Source organism: Moraxella sp. CTOTU47616, assembly GCF_032017465.1.
GTDB lineage: Bacteria > Pseudomonadota > Gammaproteobacteria > Pseudomonadales > Moraxellaceae > Faucicola > Faucicola tetraodonis.
Genome location: NZ_DALZPU010000004.1, coordinates 103,587 through 128,980 on the forward strand (window position 1 = coordinate 103,587; position 25,394 = coordinate 128,980).

The window sequence follows — 25,394 nt, forward strand, 5'->3', positions numbered from 1 at the left end:
TAACGGGTTGGTGTGGATAGCGCATTGTAACAAGGCATTGACAGCAGTTAACAGTACGCTTTTGTTGTTATTTTTAGCCAAATCGATGAAATGCTACGCTTTACATCCACCCAATCATAACCTAGCCAATCAAAACCTAGCCAATCAAAACCCAGCATTGATATAGCAGCTACAGTTATTGTAAAGTGAGGGGAATTGGTAATTTTGCTCATCGTATTATAGGTTTTCCCATGTCATCAATTCCTGATTCAAACGTCCGTTATCATTGCATGGTAATCGGCAATCCGATTGCCCATAGCAAATCGCCTGATTTGCACCAAGCCTTTGCCAAACAAACTGGCATCACCTTGTCTTACCAACGCCAATATTGTCCCAACGATGTCGAGAGTTTTACCGCTGTCATCGAAGCATTTTTTGCAGGCGGTGGGACAGGGGCAAATGTGACCGTACCTTTTAAAGAGATGGCATTTTCGCTGTGCCAGCAGCGCGGTGAGCTATCTGAATACGCGCGCTTGGCGGGTGCAGTCAATACCCTTGCCATTAAAGCGGGCAAACTGTATGGCGACAATACCGATGGTCGCGGTTTGGTGGCGGATTTATTGTCGCAAGGCGTCAGGTTAAAAGACGCAAACGTTGCTATTTTAGGGGCAGGTGGGGCGACTCGTGGCGCGATTTTGCCGTTGCTAGATGCGCAAGTAAAATCGCTGCATATTGCCAATCGCACAGTAGAAAAGGCAGAGAATTTAACCCGATTATTTGATACCGATAAGCTCACCTTTTCAAGTTTGACGGATTTGCCCAACGATATTGAGGTGATTATCAATGCAACGTCGATAGGTCTGAGCGGTGACAGATTGCCGTTTGCCAAGGATATGACTGTCGATTTTGCGTATGACATGATGTATGGCAAACCATCAGCGTTTTTGGACTTTTTTAAGTCGAAACATGCCAAAACCTCGGATGGCTTAGGAATGCTGGTCAATCAAGGGGCATTAAGTTTTGCGCTTTGGACGGGTAAACAAGTCGATTTGACGAATTTTCATTTTTAGCTGTTTTATAAAAAAGCAGTTAGCACTCGCCTATGCTTTAGATGAAATAGACAAAACCAAAATTTGCCCAATAAAAAAAGCCAGTGACAAAACTGGCTTTTTTTAGTCAGGCTAATTTAGCGATTCGCCTTGCCTAATTGCGCCAAAATATCACTGATTTCTTTATTGGCTTGGCTTTCGGTTTGGGTATCACCATGTGGTGTCAAGTTGTCAAATAACTGTGGCAAAAGCTCCGCCATACTTTGACGGACTTCGCTTTGGTCGACACCAGTTTGTGCCGCAACTTGCGCCAACTCATCATTATCAAATAGCTGATTGATATCATTAGCATCCAGTGGTTGGTTTGATTGGTCAGCACTCATCCAAGAGTTAGCTTGATGACCGAATCCCATATTTTGAATTTTATTAAAGGCCCCTGATAGTCCCCCATTACGCTGAATAAACATCAACGCGATTGGCAACAAAGCCGCCATTAACATACCCTTACCACCAAAGCCACTTTGGCTTTGTGGAAATTGGTTCATACCTACGTTATTGCCTATACCACCGCTTAGGCCGCCGCCCATGCCTCCCCCTAGCACGCTACCCAGCACTTGTCCTAGCACGCCACCTTGGGACATACCTTGATTTTGGTTCATTGCCATACCGATGATATCATCCAAACCAAAACCGTTTGACTGCATTTGTGGCTGCTGCACCCCGCCGCCTAAAACATTACCAAAAATATTCCCTAGGCCGCCCATATCGACTTGGCTTTGACCGCCCATTTTGCTTTGGCCCATTTTGCTTTGAATGGCACTTTGCGCCACTTGTGTTACTAGACTTGTTAATAGACCCATGGTCATTCCCTTTTATCTTTTTCAATGATTGTTGTATATCACCAATAATACCGCGCTGACGCATGCCAATTGCGCTTAATTTCAAACTAAAATGCGCAGTCGCCTCAACACTTGGTTGATTTAATTGTAGCAATATTGACTATAACTTATACACCATTTTTGTTATCGCCCTACTGTGTTCGCTAGCACCTTAAATTGCCGCCAGGTATCGCTATCCACTTGATCTTGCCAAATGGTTACACTGATTTTAGCTGGCACTGATTCTATCAACCCAAACGTTAAAATCATTAGGCACCCCATATCAGCGATGCCCAGCAAATTTGCCTGCCAAACCGCTTGCTTACCCTGTTTAGGTACTTTGACAACCCCACGTACCCACTGGATTTGCCAAGTTAAAAAATCAAAGTTGTCATAAGGTAAGGTTTGATTGTTACTTTGCGGTTTGGCGTGTAACGATGAAATAGCCAATAAGTGACAACTAGAGACTTGCCCGAACCAAAGACTGGCTATAGCGACCATACCTAGTAAAAGTTTATAGGTAAGCGCCAAAGGTACGAGTGCCAAAATGCCAACAACCACCCATAAACAAGCTCCCCAAAGCAGTTTTTTATCCACACTGGGTTTGAGCGTGGCATCAATATCAATAAATGCGGTGTTATGACGCGACAAGTAGCGCTCGTTCATCTAAATCAATTAAGAAGAAGCTTTTAATGATTTGAGCTTGGCTATCAAATCAGCAAATTCTGGCTTGGTCGGATGATTGTGTAAAAACCAATCCAGCAAATCAGGATCTTCTTCTTTCACCAATTCTGCAAAAATTTGCTGCTCTCGTGAGTCGGCTTTTAGATAGTGCGCTCTCACATACGGGTCAAAATAATAATCGAGTTCTTTTAGACCGCGTCTGGCACGATAGATGACTTTGCGCTGCTCTAATGTAGGTTCTGGCTGATTGTCACTCATGATAAATCCTTGTCGTTGCGCGTTAAATTCATGTATTTTTTTACCTGTTATTAAGCTTTTGCCTGTTGCGTCGCTTGCCACATCGCAAGCCCTGCTTTAGTCGCTGCTACATTATGGGTGCGCAAGATACACGCCCCTTGCTGCACAGCAAATAGCCCTGCAACCATACTAGCAACATCTCTATCGGTAGGGTCATGGGGTAGATTGGCTGACTTGAGGACTTCCCCAACAAAGCGTTTACGGGATAATGCCACCATGACAGGTAAGTTAAACGTATGCAACCGATAAAATTCATTCAGCCATGCCAGATTTTGCTGGGCGTTTTTGGCAAAGCCAAACCCTGGGTCAATGATAAGATTGTCACGTCTGACCCCACCCTCCATAACCTCATCAATGCGCTGCTGTAACTCGCTAATAACATCGGTATATAAATCTTGATAATTATCTAGCTGATTCATGGTCGTTGGCTCACCGCGCATGTGCATGAGCATGACAGGGATATCGAGTTTGGCAGCGGTAGCAATGGCATCGGGGCGCGTCAAGGCTCGTACATCATTCCAAATTTTGGCGCCGACTTGACTGGCGAGTGTCATCACGGTCGGGCTACTGGTATCGACCGACACCCACACTTGCTCACCAAAGTTATGATTAATCGCTTCAACCACTTTGATGACGCGGTCAACTTCTTCTTGCTCACTCACAGGGCTGGCATTTGGGCGAGTAGATTCACCACCCACATCGATAATCGTCGCCCCGTCTTTGATCATCTGCTCGGTATGACGCAAGCCTTGGTCGATATGATTATATCGACCACCATCAGAAAATGAATCTGGGGTGACATTTAAAATACCCATGATATGGGGATTAGATAAATCGAGCGTTTGATTATGATAATGAATGGCAAAGTTGGGAATGGGCTGTAACTGCATGATGTCCACAATGATTGCTAAAATTTTTTACTATTTTAAGTGAAAAACAAAAAAACCGCTATCAAGTTGGTAGCGGTTTTTGAGTAACTCATATCATGGATAATTTACATTGCAGGTAACGGCGGCGGGGTTAAGCCCGACCCACTTGACGGTGGGTTGCTTGGTTTATCGAAATTTACTCTAACAGGCTCTTGATAAACTTTAGGCTCGCGTGGTGGGATACCCGCCATAATATCTTGCAATTGGTCACGGTCGATAGTTTCCCATTTCATTAACGCGTCGACCATGGCATGCATTTTGTCCGCATTACCTTCAATTAATGCACGTGCGATATCATACTGCGCTTCTAGGATACGACGAACTTCGTCGTCCACTTTCTGCTGGGTCGCTTCTGAAATAGTGCGAGATGAGGCACCAAAGTAACCTTGGTTTTCATCTTCTTCATACACCATCACACCCATGGCATCTGACATACCGTATTTGGTAACCATGGCACGTGCCATTTTAGTAGCACGTTCAAAATCATTTGACGCGCCAGTCGATTGCTGATTGATAAACACTTCTTCGGCGATACGACCACCAAACAAAATCGCAATATCATTTAGCATTTTTGACTTATAAACGCTGGTCTGATCATGCTCTGGCAATTGCCAAGTAACACCTAATGCCCAACCACGCGGCATAATAGTGACCTTATGGACAGGATCGGTACCCGGTAGCATTTCGGCCACTAAGGCATGCCCTGCTTCATGATATGCCGTTGCACGACGCTCTTCTTCACGCAGTACCATCGATTTACGTTCTGGACCCATATACAGCTTGTCTTTGGCTTCTTCAAAGTCGTTCATATCAACTGACGCTTTATTGTTACGTGCAGCAAATAGTGCCGCCTCGTTCACCAAATTCGCTAATTGTGCACCACTAAAACCTGGGGTACCACGCGCCAATGAACGAATATCGACGCCAATTGTTGAGGGCAATTTTTTCATGTGTACACGAAGAATTTGCTCACGGCCTTTGATATCAGGCAAGCCAACTTGTACTTGACGATCGAAACGACCTGGGCGCAACAATGCTTTATCGAGTACATCGACTCGGTTGGTTGCAGCAATCACGATTACCCCGTCATTGCCTTCAAAACCATCCATCTCAACCAATAACTGGTTCAAAGTTTGTTCACGTTCGTCATGACCACCGCCCATACCCGCACCACGATGACGACCGACAGCATCAATCTCGTCAATAAAGATGATACAAGGGGCATTTTTCTTGGCTTGTTCAAACATATCACGCACACGGCTTGCACCGACACCTACAAACATCTCAACAAAGTCAGAACCTGAAATTGAGAAGAATGGTACTTTCGCTTCACCTGCAATCGCTTTGGCAAGCAAGGTTTTACCAGTACCGGGTGGACCTACCATCAACACACCACGTGGAATAGTCGCGCCAAGTTTGGTAAATTTTTCTGGGTCACGTAAGAAGTCGACAATTTCTGTTACTTCTTGCTTGGCTTCATCACACCCTGCCACATCTGCAAATGTCACTTTGATTTGGTCTTCTGATAGCATTTTGGCTTTAGATTTACCAAAACTCATCGGACCCATGCCGCGACCACCGCCTGCACCACCGCCGCTCATATTACGCATGATGAACAAGAACAAACCAATAATCAATAGCACTGGGAAGCTTGCAATCAGTAATTGCATCATCACACCTTGACGTTCAGGGGTGGCGCCTTGAACTTCAACATTATGCTTGATAAGCTTTGGCATTAGCTCAGTGTCAGTGACCGCAGGACGCACTGTCTCAAAAGTTGAGCCGTTTTTCTTTTCGCCAGAAATTTGCTCACCGTCAATTTTGACACTTTTGACCTGGTCAGTTGCCACCGCAGTGACAAATTGGGAGTAATTGAGCTTATCAGGTTCATTGCGGGTATCAAAATTGCTAAAGACTAGCACTAATACCCCTATCACAACTAACCACAATAAGGTATTTTTTACCATGTCGCTCACGTTGTTTTTCATCCTTCGCGTTAGGGGGTTGATTAAAAAGTGGGGTTAAATCAAAATGTTTACCAAAGATAGGTAGATTTTTCACCAAAAATAGACGTTACATTAATCTTTCAATATAGCATGATATATGGATTTACCTTAACATTATCAAGCGGATTCTCTGTTATTTTCTAGTAAAAACATATTACCAATTTTTATCCAGTCAACTTCACGAACCCACTGAATCGAATTATCTTATTTGGTAGCAATCCAATACATTTCTTTTGAGCGCGCGCGTGACGCTGCAGGCTTGATACTGCGCACTTTACTAAAACGCTGCTGCATATTTTTTCGTAAAGCATCAGAGCCTTCGCCTTGGAATACCTTAATCACTAAGGTGCCACCTTCAGGGAGCACTTGCTCGGCAAAGTCCATGGCAAGCTCACACAAATAAATCATTCGTGGCTGATCGACTGCAGAAAACCCTGAGGTATTAGGCGCCATATCAGATAGCACCACTTCCACTTTTTTATCGGCGACTTCTGCCATGATGTTGTCAAACACTGCTTGCTCACGAAAATCACCTTGGATAAAGGTCACATTCTCTAGCGTATCCATCGGCAAGATGTCTGAGGCGATAAGTTTGCCAGTGTCACCGACTAGTTTACCCGCAACTTGCGACCAGCTGCCTGGGGCAGAACCCAAATCGACCACCGTCATGCCTTTTTTAATCAGCTGCAGTTTTTCGTTGATTTCTAGCAATTTGTAAGCCGCTCTTGCCCGATAGCCATCGCGCTGGGCAAGTTTGACATAGTGGTCGTCAATGTGCTCTTTCATCCACGCACGGCTACTTTTGGACAATTTTTTGTTGGTAATACGCGTTGCCATAATTCTCTACAAACTACCCTTTATATATAGTTTAAAAATTCTTCATTTAGGATTTGGCTAAAAAACCCAAAGCCATCCTAGAATGACTATCGGTAAATTTTGACAATCTCAAGACTTAAGGCTGTTATTTTAGCATATTTCATCAAGTTAGCTTGTGTTAACTCATGGATTGGCTATTGATTTTTTTAATCCAGTGATTTTTGTAGATTGATAAGTCATGGCAGCGTTTTTGCCTATGTGTTTTTGCCTATGTATTGCCCATAATTTATTAGGCAAAATGATTAATATGGTATAATGCTAGCTAATTTTCTTATAGGTCAATTGACAGTTATGGCAAATTCAAGCTTATCAAATGCTGATATCAAACATTTAAAAGGCATCGGTCACCAGCTGAACCCGGTGGTAATGATTGGTGGTCAAGGCGTTACCCCAACCGTTATTGAAGAAATTGGGCGCGCACTGACCGATCATGAGCTGATTAAAGTAAAAATCCCAGCCGGTAGCAAAGCAGATCGTGACGCTGTGGCAAATGCGATTGCTGAAGCCACTGATGCGATTTTGGTCACCAGTATCGGTCGTATGGTGCTATTATTACGTCGCAATCTGGACGCCAATCCTAAGTTATCAAACTTGGTACGTTTTGGCTAAGGCTACAATGGACACGTTACAGGGTGAGACATTCGCACTGACGAGCACGGTTGAACCATTCACCGTATCGGCAATACTGGACTACCAGCTATCAGTACAGGTGGTCGCTGATAGTAAATTTTTAACGCTCTTATTTGATGCTGCCCATCCCAAGATTGATGATAGTCAAACCGCTCTACAAGCTGGTCTATGGGCAAATTTTCCGACATTTAGCCCATCGGCACTTCAACGTGTAATGCGTCAAGATTATTTATGGCAAGCAGATTGTTTTGAGTGTTTTATTGCCAAAGATAGCCAAGCGGATAGCCCGTATCTTGAGGTCAATTTGGCGACCAATGGTGAGTTTAATCTTTATTATTTTGACAGCTATCGGACACCGAATGCATTACCCCCTCGGCGCTTGCCTATCACAGCGCTGACTTATGGTGAGGATATCAATTTTTTTAGCCAGGCGGTTACACAAGATAGCGAGCTTCCGCTTGTTTTTTGGTGTTCTGCAAGTCCATTACTCCTCACCCATGTACGAGCGGTACAGCAGCAATATGGGTTTAGCGTTGGTACTTTTCGTGTCGGTATGACATTTGCCAAATCAGCATTGGATAAGTTGGTTGGTGCAAATGGTAATTATGCGCTAAATCCAACGCGTGTGATTCAGCAACCGCCAGACAGCGGCTTAGCAGATAACTCAGCTCCAACCGTCGATGAAATGAGTTATTGGGCCATACAGCATGCACATCCAGCGGACTTTCATAACAAAGCACACTGGATAAACACCTAAATTATGATAGTTTTAAACCATAGCGCAGCGAAAAATAAAAAACTGGCATATAAGCCAGTTTTTTTTATATGCCGAGATATAATAACGATTAACGTGCTGGCGCCATTGCCAAGTAAGTTTGCGGATTGACGGCTTGACCATTTTGGCGTACTTCATAATGTAGGTGCGCGCCTGTTGAACGACCCGTGTTGCCTACCGCAGCGATTTGCTGGTTTGCATACACCGTATCGCCAACGTTAACATAGTTTGCAGAAGTATGTGCGTAACGGGTAACAGTACCGTTGCCATGATCTACTTCAACATAACGACCATACCCAGTACCCCAACCTGAGAAAGTCACCACACCATTACCTGTGGCATAAATAGGGGTGCCAATGGGGGCAGCAAAGTCCATCCCTTTATGAAACTGTGATTTACCAGTGACAGGGTGGATGCGATAGCCAAAACCTGAGCTCATGCGCGCAGATGACGTAATTGGGCGCAACGCCAACATGCCATTACCCGCATAGCTGCCCATTGCAGGCATGTTGATAATGGTGGTTGGCTGAGTCGATAGCTTTTGTGCTAAACTTGCGAGGCGGTCTTCTTTTTGCTGGGTTTGCTGGCTTAGGTTTTTGATGGCGGCATTAACGGCATCTGAAGGCAGATAATAATCTTCACCATCATCTTCACGGACAATGACTTGACTGGTTTTACCGGCATTGGTAATCGATAGAATTTGAGCTTGTGCAACACTCATTGTGGTTAAAGCAACAACTGGTAATGCGATTAGAGCTAACTTCATCTTTTATCCTTTGTTAAACCTTATGCTATTAAACCCTATGCCAATGTCATGTGAACGCTGCTTTAGCGCATTGGCAAGATTTAATTCACTATAACTTGGTCTTAAAATCACCTACACTAACACTAAGACCCAATACTAAGACTAAATCAAAATTTTTGTCGCTTAACTACCCACCACACTGCTCATTGACTATGAAAAAACCAACCAACCATCTTGCTTCCCGCACTGAGCGTCTTGCCAACTATCAATTACCGTTTCAAAAAAAGCTGCAGCAGTTACAGCAATTGACGAACGATGTTCGCAGCGCTTGGCAAAACGTGTTGCCTCAAGAGGTCTTAGCAAGCTTACAAGTGATTGCTTGTGAATCGTTTAGACTTGTGGTGAGTACGAACAGTCATACCCTTGCCAATCACCTCAATTACAACCAGCAGCACCTACTATCAACCCTGCAAGCGTTCGACAACAATTTTCATCAATTTAATCAGTTACGTTTTCGGGTGGTGATTGTCAAAGCTATTCATGGCTCGCAAATGCCAGGTTTACAGTGTAATCATAATGTTAGCAATGTAAAGAATTGTGAGCTAAGCGAATTTACGAAGCGAAATATAACACAGCTATGTGACCTTGTCACGGATAACGAGCCACTTAGAACGGCGTTACAAAAACTGATAAAAGACTAAAATAGCCAAGTTACAATGTAATATTATGTAAATTATGTTACTAATATAGTAAGATTCATTAATAGAGTAATGGCTTGTGCAAGTGAAAGTAAAAAACTAGAAAAAAATTAACAATTAATAGGATAGATAAAGATATCTTTTTTTTTATTTTTAGTGCGCTTATAGTAGCTAGTGGCTAAAAAAAGATATCCAAAAAATTAAATGATAGAATTGGGGGGTTGGGTTTAATTAGTGTAATAAAATGATAACTTCTTGATGAAAAAATGTTACTAATCAAACAATAGGCAAAATTTTTTGATTAGTAAAAATACACAATAAAATTAATAAATTTAAATAAATCTAGTTAACATTGTCATTATTTGTTACAACTTTATAGTTATTTTCATCGCTAAATAAAGCCTGTAACAATTTATTATTGAGCGCATGACCTGATTTATAAGCGTAAAATTCACCCAAAATTTGGTGCCCGGCAAGGTATAAGTCACCAATCGCATCTAGTACTTTATGGCGTACAAATTCATCGTCAAAGCGTAACCCTTCAGGATTAAGTACGCCGCTATCATCTAAAACAATGGCGTTCTGCATACTGCCCCCCAGCCCTAGGTTATTGCTTTTTAGGTACTCAATATCTTTTAAAAAGCCGAATGTGCGCGCTTTGGCAATATGCTCGATAAAATTGCCTTCATTAAAATCCAATTTAAACTTTTGATGTGAGCCATTAAACGCAGGGTGATTAAAGTCAATTTGGAAATCTAACACAAATCCATCGTAGGGACGAAATCCTGCGACTTTATCCTCCACGCGAACCTCAATCGGTTGCAACACCTGAATATAGCGTTTGGCAGACGTTTGCTCGGCAATACCCGCTTGCTGCAATACTTGTACAAATTCGATGGCACTACCATCCATGATTGGAATCTCAGGGGCGGACACTTCAATTTGTAGATTATCAATTTGAAGCGCAGCGATTGCACTCATCAAATGCTCAACTGTCCCAATACGCTGACCTAACTCATTGGTGAGATTTGAGGACATCATGGTATCGGTTACCGCATGATAGATAGCGGGAATGGGCTTTGCCTGTGCCACATCGCTACGTAAAAATTGAATCCCATAGTCAATGGGTGCAGGAGAAAAGCGCAGGTGTACAGGGTTACCACTATGTAAGCCGATGCCTTCAAGATTAATGGGTTGTTGAATAGTACGCTGCTGCATAATGCCCCCTAGTAGATTGCTCTCATCCTTAGCCAAAGCTAGGTTGATATAATTTGTTACATTTGGCTATTCTACCATTGTCCCTTGCTACATCATAGTGATGCTTGATTGATTTTATCGACCTTTATGATTGACTACAGTGATAAAAAAACCTCACAACAATTAAGCTGTGAGGCTGTTAAAAATCCTACGGTATCTTAGCGATTTTGCTGACGACGTAGATAATCTTGAATACTGTTGCCTGTGCGTTGTGGCTGCGATGATTGCGGTTGCGCTGGCGCAGGCTCAATAGCTTGCTGTACAGGTGGCTGAGGTGCAGGGATGGGTTGTGGTATATCACGGCGTGCCGCATACGCAGGTTCATGCGTGCCTGCTTCTACTTTGTGGGTGCTAGAGGCATCTGAGACAAAATCTCTAGTTGTATGCTTTGGGGTATTATCTAGTGTAAGACCTGTTGCCACCACGGTCACTTGGATTTCATCGCCCATGTCTTCATCAAATACCACGCCATAGAAGATGTTGGCTTCATCAATATCCACCAAGCTATGCACTTTTTGGGTGATGCGCTCTTGCTCTTCAAAATTGAAGTCTGAGCTAGCCACCACGTTGACCAAGAGACCTTTGGCATTTTTAAGTAATAAGTTGTCAAGTAATGGGCTCTTGATGGCTTTTTCAGCAGCGATCTCAGCGCGGTCTTCACCACTGCCTTTACCGATACCCATCATCGCATGGCCTCGGGAAGTCATTGCCGTGCGAATATCGTTAAAGTCGATGTTAATAAAACCATCTTTTGAAATCATATTAGAGATACCTTGCACCGCTTGAAGTAACACTTCATCGGCTTTTTTGAAGGCATCTTTCATAGAGATTTTGCCATACACTGTCATCAGTTTATCGTTGGGGATGGTGATGATGGAGTCCACAAAGTTAGAAAGCTGCTCAATACCTTCTCTAGCCACTTTATTGCGTCTGCCACCTTCAAAGGTAAATGGCATGGTCACCACCGCAACGGTCAAAACGCCCAGCTCTTTGGCTAGTCTGGCGATGACTGGCGCAGCGCCTGTACCTGTACCACCGCCCATACCCGCGGTAATAAATACCATGTCAGAATTCTCTAACAATTGACGAATTTGTTCTTCATCGCTCTCAGCTGCTTCACGACCCACTTCTGGATTGGCACCTGCCCCCAAGCCGCGGTTGTTATTTTTGATACCGAGCTGGATTTTATTAGGCGCTGACAGGCGGTCAAGCGCTTGTCTATCAGTGTTGGCACAGACAAAGGTAATGCCTTTTACACCATTTTGTACCATGGTTTCAACGGCATTCCCACCGCCACCGCCGACACCGATGACGGTTAAACGGGCTGAATCGGCAAATGTATCAGTGTGATCTTGTACAATACTAAACTTCGCTTCCATAATTGAAAATCTCCGTATACTGTCAAGTAGGCTTGAGCAGCATAAATAGCAAACATATTAAATTAAATATCAAATAAATCATTACACAATTAGTGGATTTTAGAGTCAATCATAACATGAGCACTCTTAAAATACTAAACATCTCTTTTTTAGAAAAATTTACCAAAAAATTTATTCACAATTTTGAGTTTTTCTCGCATGGGCTGAACCTGCAAAGAGTCGGGTGAGCTTTTCTCGCTATGATGAAATGCCTCACTTTGACTATATAACAGTGTGCCAAACGCGGTTTGGTATTTACGCTCACCAATCATCGTCGCAATGGTGCGAAGCTTGTCATCATCACCATATTGGGTGTAGGCAGAAATCGCTGAGTGTTGATTGACCTTATTGACTTTATTGGCAAAGATTTTTTTGGCTAATGGCAATAATCCACGCATTTCAGCACCACCGCCCGTGATCACATACCCTTGCTGTAAAAAATCACTTAGCCCCTCTTTATCCAGCTCTCTTTTAATATGCCCTAAAATACTGATATAGCGGGCTTCAGTGACTTCAAGGAGTTCAAGCATATTAATGGTTTTTTCATCGTCATGCTGTGAACGCTTGATGGTAAAAAATTGGCTTGAGTCAATCCCATGACGATCGACATTGGCTTGGGATTTTTTCATATTCTCTGCTTCAGCAATGGTGACATCTAGCAGCATAGAGATATCCAGTGTCGCGTGATGTCCGCCTTCGGCAAAACAATGGGTATAAATCAGCTTATCTTCACGGTAAACGCAGATACTGGTCGTCGATGCCCCAATATCAATCAGACATACGCCATGATATTTTTCTTCGGGTAATAAGCCGTATTCGGCGGTAGATACCGCATCAAATAGCATTTGGTCAATACTAACATCACATTCTTGCAGCAGTTGCTGCAAATTTTGGCGACCTTTGACCGGCATCATCATCAGATGATAGAGCACCATCAAGTCACTCGCTTGCATCCCAATCGCATCATCAATCATCTCAGCATTGCCATCTAGGGCAATACCTTGCTGGGCATAATGCATCAAATACAAATCATCTTGGAGATGTTTGGTTTTGGCTTGGGTTAGCGCGGCAACCACGTCTTTGGCTTGTACGATATCGTGTTTGATTTTGACTTCGCCCACACTATTGACGCTTTGCAAATCTGGGGTAGAAAAGCTCAGCCAAACACTGTTGACACGGCAATTTGCCATGTCTTCAGCGTTTTGAATAGATTGTTTGATGGCAGATTTTAGGCGTTCGCGGTGGCGAATGGTACCTTGCGAGAAATCATGATTTTTGACAGTAGATAAACCGATAATACGAATATCTTGCGCACTGTGGATTTGCCCAATCACAGTATGAATAGCAGTAGCACTTAGGTGGACGACGACGATCAGATCTGGCTTTTTCATAGAACACTACAAAATTATATTTCACCTAATGGCTGGGGTAGGCTGGCGTTTTTAAGGCTTCAGTTTTTGAATCGGTTGTTGAGTTGGCATCGGTCACCGGTTTAGTATCATCCGATTTATTGACGACAGTTGTATCACTGGCTTGCTGTATCATAGGTCGTTTGGTAATTGCCATGCCATTTTTATAGCGTAAATCCACCGTTTGCAGCGTTTTAAGCTGTGGTTTAAGCTGATTTTGTAACATGATGCTCAGTCGATACAGTTTTTCTGAGGTATTGTCATTATCAACCAGTACCCGAAGTCCGTTATCAAAACGAAATAGCCATGCCATTCTGGGCGTTACAATGACTTCTTCAATTTTTATACCCAGTGGCATAAACCAATCACTGACTTGCTTGATTTGCTGCATCATCACAATGGCATTTTGGCTATCGCCTTGTAGCTGCATTAGGCTGGTATTATTTAGGTCATTGCTATCGGCAGGTTTAAATACCATGCCATTGGCATCGACTAAACGCTCACTACCAAACTTGGCAACGGCTTGGCGCGGTACTACATTGACCACAATACCTTGTTGCCAATCGCGGCGCACATCGGCTTGCCCTACCCAATCTACCGTTTCAAGTTTTGCCAAATAGCTTTGCAAATCAGCCTTGAGTAAATTTGTGTCTGCTTTTTCGCCCAATAATTGCTGAAGCTGCAGGGTTTGCTGGGTATTTAACCCTTTATGCTGCAAACTGATGGCTGCATTGGGTAATTTATTGAACACATTAATCGCCAAAGCCGCTAATATCAGCAACAATAACACAACGCCAAGCATTAACAACTTTGGCAGCAGCTGATGAAAGCGATTAGGGAGCGTAGTATCTAGAGAAGCAGTTGCCACAAATGAATTTGCCATATTGACCAATCATAACTCGGTCTAAAATTATTAATTACTAAAATCTCAACAACAAAAATCACAATAACTAAAAATATTACAAGGATTTATGCTTAGAAGCATATCATAGCAAATTCAATGAAATGAATGGTAAATAGATAATACGCTTCTAGACAATTCAAGTACTTTTTTTGTAAACAAATATAAACGAAAACGACTTATTCGCTCAACGTTTGTTCTAAGATACGCACACATAGCGTCGCAAAATCCATGCCACGCGCTTTTGCTGCCATCGGCACCAGACTATGACTGGTCATGCCGGGCACTGTATTGAGTTCAAGCAGATATAGCGTGCCTTCGTCATCTCGTAAAAAATCCACGCGTGACCAACCTTTGCCCCCAATGGCGGCAAACGCTTTTCTTGCGATTTGTTGCATGGTTTGTTCTTGCGCCTCGCTCAAATCTGATGGGCATTGGTAGACGGTATCATCACGATTGTATTTGGCTTCGTAGTCATAAAACTCAGTGGTTGGGATGATGCGAATACTGGGCAACACCTCATCACCGAGGATTGAGCAAGCATACTCACCGCCTGTGATGGCTTTTTCTGCCAAAATAGCGCCGTGGTATTGTTTGAGCTGTGGGTAGGTCTTGGCAAGCTCACCCGCTTCTTTAATTTTAAAGACGCCGACACTACTGCCTTCGGCGGCGGGTTTGACAAACAGCGGCAAACCTAGCTGCTGTTCGATAGCGGTAAAATCGGTATTGTCGTCAAGCACGACGTAAGGTACGTTTGGTAGATTTAACGCTTGCCAAACTAGGCGGTTGCGAAACTTATCCATGGCAATCGCAGAGGCTAACACGCCACAACCGGTATACGGAATATTAAAACCGTCTAGCACCCCTTGTAGGCTACCATCTTCACCAAAAGTGCCATGCAGCACATTAAATACGCGGTCATAGTCGCGCAGTTTTGAGATATCTGTTTCTTTGGGGTCAAAGTGATGGGCATCCACGCCTTTAGCGAGTAGCGCATCAAGCACAGCTTGACCACTCGTGAGTGACACTTCACGCTCGGCACTCCAGCCCCCACAGACAACCGCCACTTTACCAAATTGTTTGACATCGATAAGCTCTGACATATTGATTCCTAATTTTTTGTTAACCGAATTCATTGCTATAATTATTTCACACAAATTTTTAAACTATCGCTTGGCTATGACTTAGCTATGGTTTAGGTATGGCTTGCAATTTTAGCTCACTCATAAAATAATCGCCTGCTGGCAGTATGGGCAAGCTACAACAGCTTTTCAATACCTTAAGTTTCATAACCGCTTGCCGCGTGGTTTTTCAATCAAGCGGTTGTTCAATCAAGCCGTTATTTTTCAGTTAAAAATAAATTGTTTTTTGCCAAATCTAGACAGAGTTGACCCACGTTACCCGCCCCTTGGGTAATCAGCAAATCATTGCCTTTTAACATACTACCTAGCACCTGACGGATTTGATCCATGTCATTGATGTTTAGCATAATTGGCTCAACTTGTCCGCGGGTGCGGATGGTACGGGCAAGGCTGCGACTATCTGCGCCTTCAATCACCGCTTCACCTGCGCTATACACATCGAGTAGCATCAACACATCGACTTGTGACAATACGTCCACAAAATCATCGAAGCAATCACGGGTACGGGTAAAACGGTGAGGCTGGAAAATCATCACCAAGCGGCGATCGGGATAGCTTTGGCGAGCCGCTTTGATAGTCATTGCCACTTCGGTTGGGTGGTGACCATAGTCGTCAATCAATAGCACATCGCCTGCGCCATCTTTTACAGGGTAGTTACCATTGTTTTCAAAACGTCTGCCCACGCCAGCAAATTTTTTGACCGCTTGGCAAATGGCTTCATCACTGACACCTTCATCGGTGGAGATGGTAATAGCCGCTAACGCGTTATAGACATTATGAATACCAGGAATGTTCAAAGTAATCGGCAGGGGCTCACGGTCTTTACGCAGTACGGTAAAATGGGTTTTGGTGCCGTCTGCCACCACGTCAATCGCTTGCACATCGTTATGTTTTTCTAACCCATAAGTCAACACAGGGCGCGCGATTTTATCAATCAGTCCGTACAACTCTTTGTCATCACCGCACAATACTGCTAACCCATAAAACGGCATATTTTGTAAAAACTGCACATACGCCGCTTTTAGTTTGTCAAAACTGCCGCCATAGGTTTCCATATGGTCTTGGTCAATATTGGTGACAATCGCTGCCATCGGGCGCAGCGATAAAAACGACGCATCGGACTCATCCGCTTCCGCCACCAAATAACGGCTTTGACCCAATGACGCGTTTTTGCCTGACGCGTTAAGTTTACCACCAATCACATAAGTAGGATCCAAACCCGCTTCGGTTAAAATCATGGTAAGCAGGCTAGTGGTGGTAGTTTTGCCATGCGCACCCGCTACCGCAATACCATGACGGTAACGCATCAGCTCACCTAACATATCGGCGCGGCGTACCACAGGAATACGTCCTGACAAGGCAGCTTGGATTTCTGGGTTGGTACGATCAATGGCTGATGACACCACGACCACATCGGCTTCACTGATGTTTTTGGAATCATGCCCGATAAACACTTGAATGCCCATTTGGGTCAAACGGTCGGTCACTGGGCTTTGTTTGATGTCTGAACCGCTAACCATATAGCCATGATTATGGACGACTTCGGCAATACCGCACATCCCTGCCCCACCAATACCGACAAAATGCACGTGTCGAATACGGCGCATCTCTGGGATTTCGACCACACGCTTGGTAATTTTTTTGGTGACACTGTTGGTTTTTTCAGGTTTTTCAGTGGATTGGGCAGTGGCAGTTTTGGCTGATTTTGACATAGACAGGCTCAATGATAAATGACTTATAAGTTGTAGAAAATAATTAAGGTTTTAACTGGGATAAAATGGCATCGGCAGCCAACTGTGTGGCATTGGGTTTGGCAAATTCACGTGCTTTTTCTGCCATCGCTAAAATTTGATGACGGTCGAGCTTGGCTAAAACCGCACTTAAACTCTCTGCCGTTAATTCTTTTTGCGGCATTAAAAATGCGGCGTCATGTTCTGATAGGGTTTTGGCATTTGCCGTTTGGTGATCATCGACTGCATGGGGCAGCGGCACAAATACCGCAGGCAATCCAACCGTGGCAACTTCTGTGACCGTGAGCGCCCCAGCACGGCAGACTATCACATCTGCCCAGCTATATGCTTCTGCCATATCTTTGACAAATGGCAAAATCTCGTACTGGGTTGATTGTAATTGTGCTTCGCTATATACCGCTTGGGTAGCCTCTTGGTTGTTTTTACCACATTGATGCCGCACTTGCCACGGCTTGGCGTCTGGCAGACTTTCTAATTTTTTTAACGTAGGCGCGATATGATTATTTAATGCCTGAGCACCCAAAGAACCGCCAATGACCAATAGCTTTAAAGGACTGGTATCATTGACATCAATACGGGCTTTTGGTGGCGGTACCTGTACGATAGCCTCACGTACGGGGTTGCCAACTGTCATCACTTTATTAGAAGGTAGTTCGGTAAAGGTATTTGGGAAGGCTTCTAACACTTGATTAGCAAGCTTAGATAGATAGTTATTACTCATGCCTGCGATGGCATTTTGTTCATGAATCAAAATGGGTATTTTACAAAATTTGGCAGCCAATCCGCCGGGTGCGGTCACATAACCACCAAACCCTACCACGATGCCGATTTTATTGGTTTTGATGATTTTGATAGCGGCTAATGTTGCTTTGAGTAAGGTTGACGGGGCTTTAAATAAGCGTTTGATACCGTTCCCGCGTAACCCCTGCATATTGATGGCATGGTAGGTAAAGTCGTAATGTTGTAGTAACTCATTTTCCATACCGACTAGGGTGCCGAGCCAATGCACTTGGGCACCTGATTGTTGTAACGCTTGAGCCACTGCAATCGCTGGAAACACATGCCCACCCGTGCCTGCTGCCATCATCAGCACGCGCGGTTTTTGCATCGTTGGCTCACTCATCTTATTATCCTTGACCAATCCAATCTAGGTGAGGTGGGGATTAAAAAACCCCGTATGACTGACCGTTTATCGGGAAAAACAATCACCATAAAAATGGCAAAATCATAGCATTATTTCACCCAATAATAAAGTAAATCACTTGAATTGCTAAGTAGCGTGAAGATTTTGCAGCCATGGTATCGCTTTATATTCAAAGCGGATGATTAGTTGTAACCGTTCTGTCATGAATCAGTCAAGCCACTGTCACATATCCCCTTTACCATACTCAGCATAATTGTTTCTGCATTATTTCAATAAAATTTATTTCGTAGCCAACTGCTAACTGCTATCAGCAAGGAATTCACTCATGACTGGAATTAATCAATTAAACCAAACCATTAGCCGCCGTAATGTCATTCGTTTTTTGGCAGGGGTGCCTGCGTTGCCACTTGCAACAGGTTCTGTCGCTACACTATTAACCGGTTGTGGTAGCGATAATAATTCAAATGGCTTTTTAAACCCAACACTTACTCCATCATCTGACTATAACTCAGCCTCTAAAGTACTAGGTAATTTATCTGCCAATACAGTTACCTCGGTAGACTTTGTGGGTATGCCTGCCCCTACCACAGTGGCTGACATGGCTAAAACAACCGTTAATTCAAAACTACAAGCCAAAATGCAAGATGGCTCTACCAAAACTTATAATTTAGTTTATACCAAAATCTTTAATACAGGCGAAACGGTCAAAAATGCCAAAGGTGGTACGATTATTTCGGGCGGTTATTTTGATATTAATGGCAACCCCATTATGGATACTTCTGCTGGCACCAGTCGCCAGTTTTTCTCAGATTGTCCCGATGGTACATCATTGTTAACAGTGCCGAATGCATCAGTCAGTGGCGTTAAAAATCCTGTGTTTGCGGTAGTACAGTTTGAATATACCACCAAGAACCTAAAAGGCGACAGCATGTATGGCAAATTGCCATCACCAATTGCGGTGTTGACCTTTGACCAAGACCCAACCACAGGCGCGTTAACCTTTGTACAATATGCCAATGTTGATACATCACCCGCTAAAGGCTTGTGGATTACTTGTGGGGCGTCATTGTCACCTTGGGGTACGCATTTATCTTCAGAAGAATATGAGCCAAATGGTTTAATTACCATTAACGGTAACACCTCTGATGCTCAGTTTGCTGCGTTTAGTAAAAATACATTCGGTTCAGAAACCGCTGCTAATCCGTACGATTATGGTCATCTACCAGAAATTACCGTAAACAAAGATGGTACAGGTACATGTAAAAAACATTACTGTCTGGGTCGATTATCACACGAATTAATCCAAGTAATGCCAGATCAACGTACTTGTTTAATGGGTAATGATGCGACTAATGCGGGCATTTTTATGTTTGTTGCTGATAAAGCGGCAGACTTATCATCAGGTACATTATATGCCGCCAAAATGACCCAAACTTCAGCAGGTGGCAATCAATTAGGTGATTTTAAAGTTGAATGGATTAAACTAGGCTCTGCTACTAGCTTAGAAATTCAATCAATGGTTCGTAACAACATCAAGCTATCTGATTTTATGGATGTGCAAACCAAAGACCCAGCTGATAACACCTATACCAAAATCATGTACAACGGTGCTGCAAACTGGGTAAAAATGAAAAGTGATTCAGCAACTGCGCATAAAGCTGCTGCATTCTTAGAAACCCAGCGCTATGCTGCCCTAAAAGGTGCGTCAATGGCATTCACCAAAAACGAAGGCACCACCGTGAATATGGATGACAAAAAAGCCTATTCAGCCATTTCTTATCAATACAAAAGTATGGTTGGTGGTCACAAAACCAATATAGCAAGCTATGGCGTAAACGTTGGCGTACTAAATGCAGGCGGTACTTATACGCATGACTTAACTGGCGGTCAAAAAGATACGGCGGGCAACGCAATTAACTCAGATTGGGTATCTTCACGTATGTACTTAACATCTGATTTAGCAGGTCAAGACCTAGCAACACCTGATGCGTTAGGCAACACAGCAAATCAAGACAAAATTGCCAATCCTGACAACCTAAAATACTCTAAAGCATTCAAAACATTGTTTATTGGTGAAGATAGTGGGATGCATATCAATAACTTCTTATGGGCATACAATACCCAAACTAAGTCATTAGCACGTATCTTATCAACGCCAGCTGGTGCTGAATCAACAGGCTTACATGCGATTGACGAGATCAATGGCTTTACCTACATTATGTCAAACTTCCAGCATCCTGGTGATGAGTTAATAAGCACAGATCCTACAAAACCAACTAATTATCAAAAAGCAATGGGCAGCGCGAAAGTCCAACAATTAGTTGACGCTGTAAATGAGAATTACAGTAACGGCTACTCAGGTGGTGTTGGTTACTTAGCATTCAAAGCTTAATACCCTGCCAAGCGATGATATAAAAAACCCAGTCTATGACTGGGTTTTTTATTTTGCTTTGACAATGACAGCTAGTGAATTTGCGTTTCAATATGCGATTCAATAAACGCAATAAAATCCTCTGCGATATGCGTGCCGCATTGGTCGTCAATCTCACGCACGCAGGTGGGGCTAGTCACGTTAATCTCTGTCACTTTACCACCAATCACATCGAGTCCGACAAAGTACAAGCCTTTTTGCAGTAGCACAGGCGCCACTTGCTCAGCAACTTGGCGCTCTTGCGCTGACAATGGCATGGCGACACCACGACCACCTGCGGCTAGATTACCGCGCGTTTCGCCTTGGCTTGGGATACGCGCCAAGCAATAATCCACGGGCTTACCACCGACAATTAAAATGCGTTTATCGCCGTCCTTGATTTCAGGCAAGTATTTTTGCGCCATCACAGGCAAGCTTTCAAGCTGGGTTAGCATTTCAAGGGTTGAGCCAATATTAGGGCTATCGGCGGTCAGACGAAAAATGCCCATTCCCCCCATGCCATCAAGCGGTTTGACGATGACATCTTGATGGGTTTTGATAAAATCACGGATATGCGTTTGTTTGTTGGTCACAATCGTCGGTGTCATCAGCTCAGGAAATTGCGTCGCAAACAGTTTTTCGTTACAGTCACGTACGCTTTCTGGGTTATTGACCACCAATACACCTGCTCGCTGAGCGTATTCTAGCAAGTACAGGCTATACAAAAACTGCATGTCAAACGGGGGGTCTTTACGCATCAAGATGACGTCAAATTCACTAGCAGGCTGCGTGGTCTTTTCCCCCAGTTCATAAAAACGTGCAGGGTCTTTAAACGTTTTGAGCGATTGGCTATCAATTTGCAATGCGCCATTATCGAGCCACAAATCGTGAATTTGGCAATAACGCGCCGTGTGACCACGATCTACAATCGCCCATAGCATCGCAAGCGTGGTATCTTTTTTGTAGTTTATAGTGTGGATATCGTCCATAACGATTAGAAAATTCAGTGGTTTCATTTAGTATCCTTGTTAGTATGCTTGTTCAATTTTTATCAATTGTTCGTTTTGCTATTAAAACATCGATTCGACCGCATTGCCATTACTATCGTAGCGCATACCGCTGGTCGGTTGTTCATTGGTAAACCAAAAATGGTATTCAGGATTTCCCGCTTGGCTGTAAACAATCGCTTCTTGTACCACACCCTGACGGAACAATACTTTTTGTTTGATACGGCTATCGGACAATCGATACGTCACCCAACCATCATATAAACCGTTAACCAAATCAGTGCGAAGCTGGGTCACAAAATTTGGATAGTACACCACCAAAAATTCATCGAAGTAACCGTTCTTCACAAAGGTGGTAAATTGCTCCCCTTCTGGCATCACGCCATTATAAGGACCATCGGCAATGCCTTGTGGCGCAGCTTGCGGTGATTTTGGCGGCAAGATAAGGCTATTTAAAGCATCATAAAACGGCTGTTGGTCAGTTGCCACATTGACAATCGCAGGCGGTTTGCTACCCTCCGCCATCATTTCATTGATACTACTACAACCTGCAAGCGCAAATAATATTGCCGATAAGGTAAGTGCAGTGCCAACACGTAAAAGGTGTGCAGTTATTAGTGTGGTGGGCAAGGCTTTTGTCAACATAGCCGTCCTCTTCAATGGTTAATTAAAAACAATCTATCGTTAGCGGGGTTGGGTGATAGCAGCCGCTTATTGAACGCCGTATTGCTCGCGGTAAGCTTGCATTTTGGCAAGTTCCTCCTGCGTGCCATTTTTGGCGACATACTCGGTAATGTCATCCATCGTGACCAAGGCAAGTACCGGTACATTGAGGCTTTGTGCCAATTCTTGAATGGCAGATTGTTCGCTTTGACCTTTTTCTTTACGATCCAGCGCAACGATAATCCCCGCGACTTTGGCCTCTGATTTTTCTAATAGCGCAACGACTTCGCGCATCGCTGTACCCGCGGTCATCACATCATCAATCACCCAAACTGATTTGCCTTTGAGATCGGCGCCAACCAGCATACCGCCTTCACCGTGGTCTTTGGCTTCTTTGCGGTTGTAGCCCCAATCGGCATTGATTTGGTGATTGTTCCACAGTGCTTGCGCGGTCGCCGCCACAAACGGAATACCTTTATATGCTGCCCCAAAAATCACCAAATCGCTACTTTCGGTAGATTGTAGCTGCTTGGCAAGGGCATCAGCATACCCATTTGCCAACACCGACAATAGCTCACCTGTTGATAACAAACCTGCGTTAAAAAAATACGGGCTTATACGACCTGATTTTAGGGTAAATTCGCCAAATTTTAATACATTGTTTTTGAGTGCCACTTCAATAAAATGCTGGGGAATAAACTGCGGTGCGTGAGCGGCTTGGGTTTGAGAGGATGGGGTTTGAGATGCTTGGGCTTGAGATAATTGCGACATACGCGACTCCAAAAAAGAACAAGTTAAAAAATACCATTAGCCGCCTGTGATTGGGTTTTGCGAGCTAATGGTGATAGTACGTTTGCTGATGGCTGTTTGCTTACCCACTTGCCAGTCGATGGCAATGGCGGCGAGCGCAACATGCGTCGGTTCGATATATAAATCGTCATGCCGGGTCAAAAAATGCAATTGGGTGCGATGCGCCTCGATGTATTGATTGATAGCATCAGCCAAGTCTTGCAAGGTGATTTGGGGGTTGAGTGATTTGCGTGATTTGCACTGGCATAGCAAAAACACACAAAGCATAATATGGTACATTTGTCCCATCAGATACAGTTTGGTTTCGATATTAAGTAGCGCTTGGTTATAGGTGGCGTCAGACTGTGTGCTGGGGGCATCGTTGGCTTGATGTGCGCAGGAATTTTGCACTGTCTGCTGTGACAAGGATGTTGTAAGCGTATTCATGATCGCTAAATGTGGGTATCGACCCATCACCTCTTTCATCAGTGAAACACTGCTGTCATTGACGAGCTGTGGCAACAAAGACAGCGGTAAATGCAATGACGGGTGTTTGCTTTGGCTGCTATTGGCGTGCTGTTGCTGTTGCTGGATAAAGTGCCGCATCTCAATGGTTTGCTCAGATAGTAACTGCTCTAGCATGTCAGATTGATGACTTTGCGGACTTTTTTTAAGGGTTTTTGTTGTGTTGTCCTTCATTGGGTAGGGCTTGGCAACCTCTTTTACACTAGCGGTGAGGTTGTTGGTATCCGCCACTGGCAATGAAAGCGGTTTTTGCATATAGACGTCAATGGTATGACGCGCCGGTATGACGCGCTTATCAATCGGGCGACAAGGATCGGGCAAAGCCAATCTTTCTGCCTCAGTCATCACATTGGGATGGCGTAGCTGGTCTCTGTCTTTAACCACTTGGCTTTTTGCGGCTTGGCGCTCAGTATTGGAATACGTCATGGTATACACGGCTATAAAATCACAGATAGGTAAATGATGAAAAATTTTTGTTGAAGCTTACCACCCATCACTAAACTAATCGCCTAAACTCGACAAAATATGCTGATAGCCTGACTGCCAATCTGGGTAGTTGAACCGAGTAGCAGGCAAATTAGTGATAATGCGTTTGCCCGTTGTTGGCTCTATACAGGGCAGCGATAAGCTCAAGCCCTGTGCAGTCGCCAAATAGTTTAGCACAGTATAGAGCGGGACTGGCGCGTTATCTGTCGCCAAGTAAACTGGCACGGTTTGACCCGCATTGATGACGGTGACAATGATGCTGACTAAATCTGTATCCATAATACGATTAGTCCATGTATTACTCGGATAATCGCTCGCCATATTTGTCGACTGCGCTGCGAACTGTTTTGCCATGGTCAGTAAACGCAGTCGTGACTGCCCATAAATCCCACTTGGACGAATGATAACGCTCTTATCTTCAAAATGCTGCTGCAACAACTGCTCAGTCTGTAAAATCACTTGAGAAGTGGCGCTCGCTGGCGCTGACACAGGGGTATTGATATCAATGACTTCGCCCGCGTTTTGTCCGTAAACGCCTGTCGAAGAAATAAATATCACACGCTTGAGGTTTGGCAGATGGTCACCCAATCGCACCACATTCTCGGCAATTGCATAATAACTGTCACGGTAACCTTGTAGCGACAGGTTATCTGGACTGACAATGATACAGATTTGGCTAATTTGGCTTGACCATTGACTTAGCTGCGCAATGGCTAACGAGCGCGCATCACTGGCAACAAAATGTAGATTTTGCTGATATAAATGGTCATTATCGGGTGGCAGCTTGGCTGTCATGGCGTCACAGAAAGCCAAATCTGTCGGCGTGGAGCGGCTGACACCAATCACGCAATGCCCCTGCGCCGCTAATTGCTTAGCAACTGGTAAACCAATTTTGCCCAGTCCAATCATTAAAATGGTTTGCATCATGCTATGACCTATCGTGAAT

The 25,394-nt window shown here is 43.9% G+C and carries 24 protein-coding genes; 5 read left to right on the forward strand and 19 right to left on the reverse strand.

From position 1 onward, the window contains the following. Positions 1-230 precede the first annotated feature (230 nt). On the forward strand, positions 231-1,049 hold the full coding sequence (gene aroE, locus RTS10_RS06160; RefSeq protein WP_060995414.1) for a shikimate dehydrogenase: 819 nt from the start codon (positions 231-233) through the stop codon (positions 1,047-1,049). Between the two features lie 116 nt (positions 1,050-1,165). Here aroE and RTS10_RS06165 read toward each other — a convergent pair whose 3' ends face one another. The 6 genes from RTS10_RS06165 to rlmE all read right to left on the reverse strand — a co-directional run bounded on the left by RTS10_RS06165 (position 1,166) and on the right by rlmE (position 6,659). Continuing rightward, on the reverse strand, positions 1,166-1,888 hold the full coding sequence (locus RTS10_RS06165; RefSeq protein ID WP_312522336.1) for a YidB family protein: 723 nt from the start codon (positions 1,886-1,888) through the stop codon (positions 1,166-1,168). A gap of 162 nt (positions 1,889-2,050) precedes the next feature. Further along, a complete protein-coding gene (locus tag RTS10_RS06170) occupies positions 2,051-2,572 on the reverse strand; it encodes a hypothetical protein (protein ID WP_203171435.1) in 522 nt (173 codons plus the stop codon). A 9-nt stretch (positions 2,573-2,581) separates the two neighbouring features. Beyond that, positions 2,582-2,848, reverse strand: a complete 267-nt coding sequence (locus RTS10_RS06175; protein ID WP_065253600.1) for an FAD assembly factor SdhE — start codon at positions 2,846-2,848, stop codon at positions 2,582-2,584. A gap of 50 nt (positions 2,849-2,898) precedes the next feature. Next, complete coding sequence (folP, locus tag RTS10_RS06180) at positions 2,899-3,777, reverse strand: dihydropteroate synthase (protein WP_062334907.1); 879 nt, start codon at positions 3,775-3,777, stop codon at positions 2,899-2,901. Positions 3,778-3,881: 104 nt separating this feature from the next. Beyond that, entirely contained in the window at positions 3,882-5,783 is a 1,902-nt protein-coding gene (ftsH, locus tag RTS10_RS06185; RefSeq protein ID WP_040403605.1) for an ATP-dependent zinc metalloprotease FtsH, read from the reverse strand. Between the two features lie 243 nt (positions 5,784-6,026). Then, positions 6,027-6,659 (reverse strand): 23S rRNA (uridine(2552)-2'-O)-methyltransferase RlmE, encoded by a 633-nt coding sequence (gene rlmE / locus RTS10_RS06190; RefSeq protein ID WP_007116170.1) that lies wholly within the window; start codon positions 6,657-6,659, stop codon positions 6,027-6,029. A 330-nt stretch (positions 6,660-6,989) separates the two neighbouring features. Between rlmE and RTS10_RS06195 the strand changes: the two genes are divergently transcribed. Then, on the forward strand, positions 6,990-7,307 hold the full coding sequence (locus RTS10_RS06195; protein WP_082168297.1) for a YhbY family RNA-binding protein: 318 nt from the start codon (positions 6,990-6,992) through the stop codon (positions 7,305-7,307). 7 nt (positions 7,308-7,314) lie between these two features. Then, positions 7,315-8,085, forward strand: coding sequence for a DOMON domain-containing protein (locus RTS10_RS06200; protein ID WP_312539640.1), 771 nt, complete (start codon positions 7,315-7,317; stop codon positions 8,083-8,085). Between the two features lie 88 nt (positions 8,086-8,173). Here the strand turns inward: RTS10_RS06200 and RTS10_RS06205 are convergent, their stop codons facing one another. Continuing rightward, the gene (locus RTS10_RS06205) at positions 8,174-8,869 is read right to left on the reverse strand and encodes a M23 family metallopeptidase (RefSeq protein ID WP_128680248.1); all 696 of its coding nucleotides are present in this window, start codon (positions 8,867-8,869) and stop codon (positions 8,174-8,176) included. A gap of 191 nt (positions 8,870-9,060) precedes the next feature. On the opposite strand from RTS10_RS06205, the gene RTS10_RS06210 reads away from it, so the two are divergent. Further along, a complete protein-coding gene (locus RTS10_RS06210; protein WP_312383810.1) occupies positions 9,061-9,549 on the forward strand; it encodes a DciA family protein in 489 nt (162 codons plus the stop codon). A 339-nt stretch (positions 9,550-9,888) separates the two neighbouring features. Here RTS10_RS06210 and lpxC read toward each other — a convergent pair whose 3' ends face one another. From lpxC to murG, 7 genes are all read right to left on the reverse strand, one after another. After that, positions 9,889-10,767, reverse strand: coding sequence for a UDP-3-O-acyl-N-acetylglucosamine deacetylase (gene lpxC / locus RTS10_RS06215; protein ID WP_312539741.1), 879 nt, complete (start codon positions 10,765-10,767; stop codon positions 9,889-9,891). Positions 10,768-10,961: 194 nt separating this feature from the next. Further along, the gene (gene ftsZ, locus RTS10_RS06220) at positions 10,962-12,182 is read right to left on the reverse strand and encodes a cell division protein FtsZ (protein ID WP_065253596.1); all 1,221 of its coding nucleotides are present in this window, start codon (positions 12,180-12,182) and stop codon (positions 10,962-10,964) included. Between the two features lie 149 nt (positions 12,183-12,331). Further along, a complete protein-coding gene (gene ftsA / locus RTS10_RS06225) occupies positions 12,332-13,612 on the reverse strand; it encodes a cell division protein FtsA (protein ID WP_312539643.1) in 1,281 nt (426 codons plus the stop codon). A gap of 25 nt (positions 13,613-13,637) precedes the next feature. Further along, a complete protein-coding gene (locus RTS10_RS06230) occupies positions 13,638-14,513 on the reverse strand; it encodes a cell division protein FtsQ/DivIB (protein WP_312539644.1) in 876 nt (291 codons plus the stop codon). A gap of 197 nt (positions 14,514-14,710) precedes the next feature. Next, positions 14,711-15,634 (reverse strand): D-alanine--D-alanine ligase, encoded by a 924-nt coding sequence (locus RTS10_RS06235; protein ID WP_144918303.1) that lies wholly within the window; start codon positions 15,632-15,634, stop codon positions 14,711-14,713. A gap of 236 nt (positions 15,635-15,870) precedes the next feature. Then, positions 15,871-17,280 carry a UDP-N-acetylmuramate--L-alanine ligase gene (gene murC / locus RTS10_RS06240; RefSeq protein WP_312383975.1) on the reverse strand — a complete coding sequence of 470 codons (1,410 nt, stop codon included), beginning with the start codon at positions 17,278-17,280 and terminating at the stop codon, positions 15,871-15,873. A gap of 148 nt (positions 17,281-17,428) precedes the next feature. Beyond that, on the reverse strand, positions 17,429-18,547 hold the full coding sequence (gene murG, locus RTS10_RS06245; protein ID WP_312539646.1) for an undecaprenyldiphospho-muramoylpentapeptide beta-N-acetylglucosaminyltransferase: 1,119 nt from the start codon (positions 18,545-18,547) through the stop codon (positions 17,429-17,431). 346 nt (positions 18,548-18,893) lie between these two features. Between murG and RTS10_RS06250 the strand changes: the two genes are divergently transcribed. After that, on the forward strand, positions 18,894-20,960 hold the full coding sequence (locus tag RTS10_RS06250; RefSeq protein WP_312539647.1) for a PhoX family protein: 2,067 nt from the start codon (positions 18,894-18,896) through the stop codon (positions 20,958-20,960). Between the two features lie 71 nt (positions 20,961-21,031). On the opposite strand, the gene gshB is transcribed toward RTS10_RS06250, so the two are convergent. The 5 genes from gshB to RTS10_RS06275 form a co-directional block, all read right to left on the reverse strand. Further along, on the reverse strand, positions 21,032-21,994 hold the full coding sequence (gene gshB / locus RTS10_RS06255) for a glutathione synthase (protein WP_312539648.1): 963 nt from the start codon (positions 21,992-21,994) through the stop codon (positions 21,032-21,034). Positions 21,995-22,048: 54 nt separating this feature from the next. After that, positions 22,049-22,630, reverse strand: coding sequence for a hypothetical protein (locus RTS10_RS06260; protein WP_060995581.1), 582 nt, complete (start codon positions 22,628-22,630; stop codon positions 22,049-22,051). Between the two features lie 66 nt (positions 22,631-22,696). After that, positions 22,697-23,419 carry an orotate phosphoribosyltransferase gene (gene pyrE, locus RTS10_RS06265; protein ID WP_219331900.1) on the reverse strand — a complete coding sequence of 241 codons (723 nt, stop codon included), beginning with the start codon at positions 23,417-23,419 and terminating at the stop codon, positions 22,697-22,699. A 36-nt stretch (positions 23,420-23,455) separates the two neighbouring features. Further along, complete coding sequence (locus tag RTS10_RS06270) at positions 23,456-24,388, reverse strand: hypothetical protein (RefSeq protein ID WP_312539650.1); 933 nt, start codon at positions 24,386-24,388, stop codon at positions 23,456-23,458. A 75-nt stretch (positions 24,389-24,463) separates the two neighbouring features. After that, a complete protein-coding gene (locus RTS10_RS06275; RefSeq protein ID WP_312539651.1) occupies positions 24,464-25,375 on the reverse strand; it encodes an NAD-dependent epimerase/dehydratase family protein in 912 nt (303 codons plus the stop codon). Positions 25,376-25,394 lie beyond the last annotated feature (19 nt).

Excerpts from the sequence above, each read along its gene's own strand:
- aroE (WP_060995414.1), top strand. The coding sequence starts at position 231 with ATGTCATCAATTCCTGATTCAAACGTCCGTTATCATTGCATGGTAATC.
- RTS10_RS06165 (WP_312522336.1), bottom strand. The coding sequence starts at position 1,888 with ATGGGTCTATTAACAAGTCTAGTAACACAAGTGGCGCAAAGTGCCATT.
- RTS10_RS06170 (WP_203171435.1), bottom strand. The coding sequence starts at position 2,572 with ATGAACGAGCGCTACTTGTCGCGTCATAACACCGCATTTATTGATATT.
- RTS10_RS06175 (WP_065253600.1), bottom strand. The coding sequence starts at position 2,848 with ATGAGTGACAATCAGCCAGAACCTACATTAGAGCAGCGCAAAGTCATC.
- folP (WP_062334907.1), bottom strand. The coding sequence starts at position 3,777 with ATGCAGTTACAGCCCATTCCCAACTTTGCCATTCATTATCATAATCAA.
- ftsH (WP_040403605.1), bottom strand. The coding sequence starts at position 5,783 with ATGGTAAAAAATACCTTATTGTGGTTAGTTGTGATAGGGGTATTAGTG.
- rlmE (WP_007116170.1), bottom strand. The coding sequence starts at position 6,659 with ATGGCAACGCGTATTACCAACAAAAAATTGTCCAAAAGTAGCCGTGCG.
- RTS10_RS06195 (WP_082168297.1), top strand. The coding sequence starts at position 6,990 with ATGGCAAATTCAAGCTTATCAAATGCTGATATCAAACATTTAAAAGGC.
- RTS10_RS06200 (WP_312539640.1), top strand. The coding sequence starts at position 7,315 with ATGGACACGTTACAGGGTGAGACATTCGCACTGACGAGCACGGTTGAA.
- RTS10_RS06205 (WP_128680248.1), bottom strand. The coding sequence starts at position 8,869 with ATGAAGTTAGCTCTAATCGCATTACCAGTTGTTGCTTTAACCACAATG.
- RTS10_RS06210 (WP_312383810.1), top strand. The coding sequence starts at position 9,061 with ATGAAAAAACCAACCAACCATCTTGCTTCCCGCACTGAGCGTCTTGCC.
- ftsZ (WP_065253596.1), bottom strand. The coding sequence starts at position 12,182 with ATGGAAGCGAAGTTTAGTATTGTACAAGATCACACTGATACATTTGCC.
- ftsA (WP_312539643.1), bottom strand. The coding sequence starts at position 13,612 with ATGAAAAAGCCAGATCTGATCGTCGTCGTCCACCTAAGTGCTACTGCT.
- RTS10_RS06230 (WP_312539644.1), bottom strand. The coding sequence starts at position 14,513 with ATGGCAAATTCATTTGTGGCAACTGCTTCTCTAGATACTACGCTCCCT.
- RTS10_RS06235 (WP_144918303.1), bottom strand. The coding sequence starts at position 15,634 with ATGTCAGAGCTTATCGATGTCAAACAATTTGGTAAAGTGGCGGTTGTC.
- murC (WP_312383975.1), bottom strand. The coding sequence starts at position 17,280 with ATGCGCCGTATTCGACACGTGCATTTTGTCGGTATTGGTGGGGCAGGG.
- murG (WP_312539646.1), bottom strand. The coding sequence starts at position 18,547 with ATGAGTGAGCCAACGATGCAAAAACCGCGCGTGCTGATGATGGCAGCA.
- RTS10_RS06250 (WP_312539647.1), top strand. The coding sequence starts at position 18,894 with ATGACTGGAATTAATCAATTAAACCAAACCATTAGCCGCCGTAATGTC.
- gshB (WP_312539648.1), bottom strand. The coding sequence starts at position 21,994 with ATGAAACCACTGAATTTTCTAATCGTTATGGACGATATCCACACTATA.
- RTS10_RS06260 (WP_060995581.1), bottom strand. The coding sequence starts at position 22,630 with ATGTTGACAAAAGCCTTGCCCACCACACTAATAACTGCACACCTTTTA.
- pyrE (WP_219331900.1), bottom strand. The coding sequence starts at position 23,419 with ATGTCGCAATTATCTCAAGCCCAAGCATCTCAAACCCCATCCTCTCAA.
- RTS10_RS06270 (WP_312539650.1), bottom strand. The coding sequence starts at position 24,388 with ATGACGTATTCCAATACTGAGCGCCAAGCCGCAAAAAGCCAAGTGGTT.
- RTS10_RS06275 (WP_312539651.1), bottom strand. The coding sequence starts at position 25,375 with ATGATGCAAACCATTTTAATGATTGGACTGGGCAAAATTGGTTTACCA.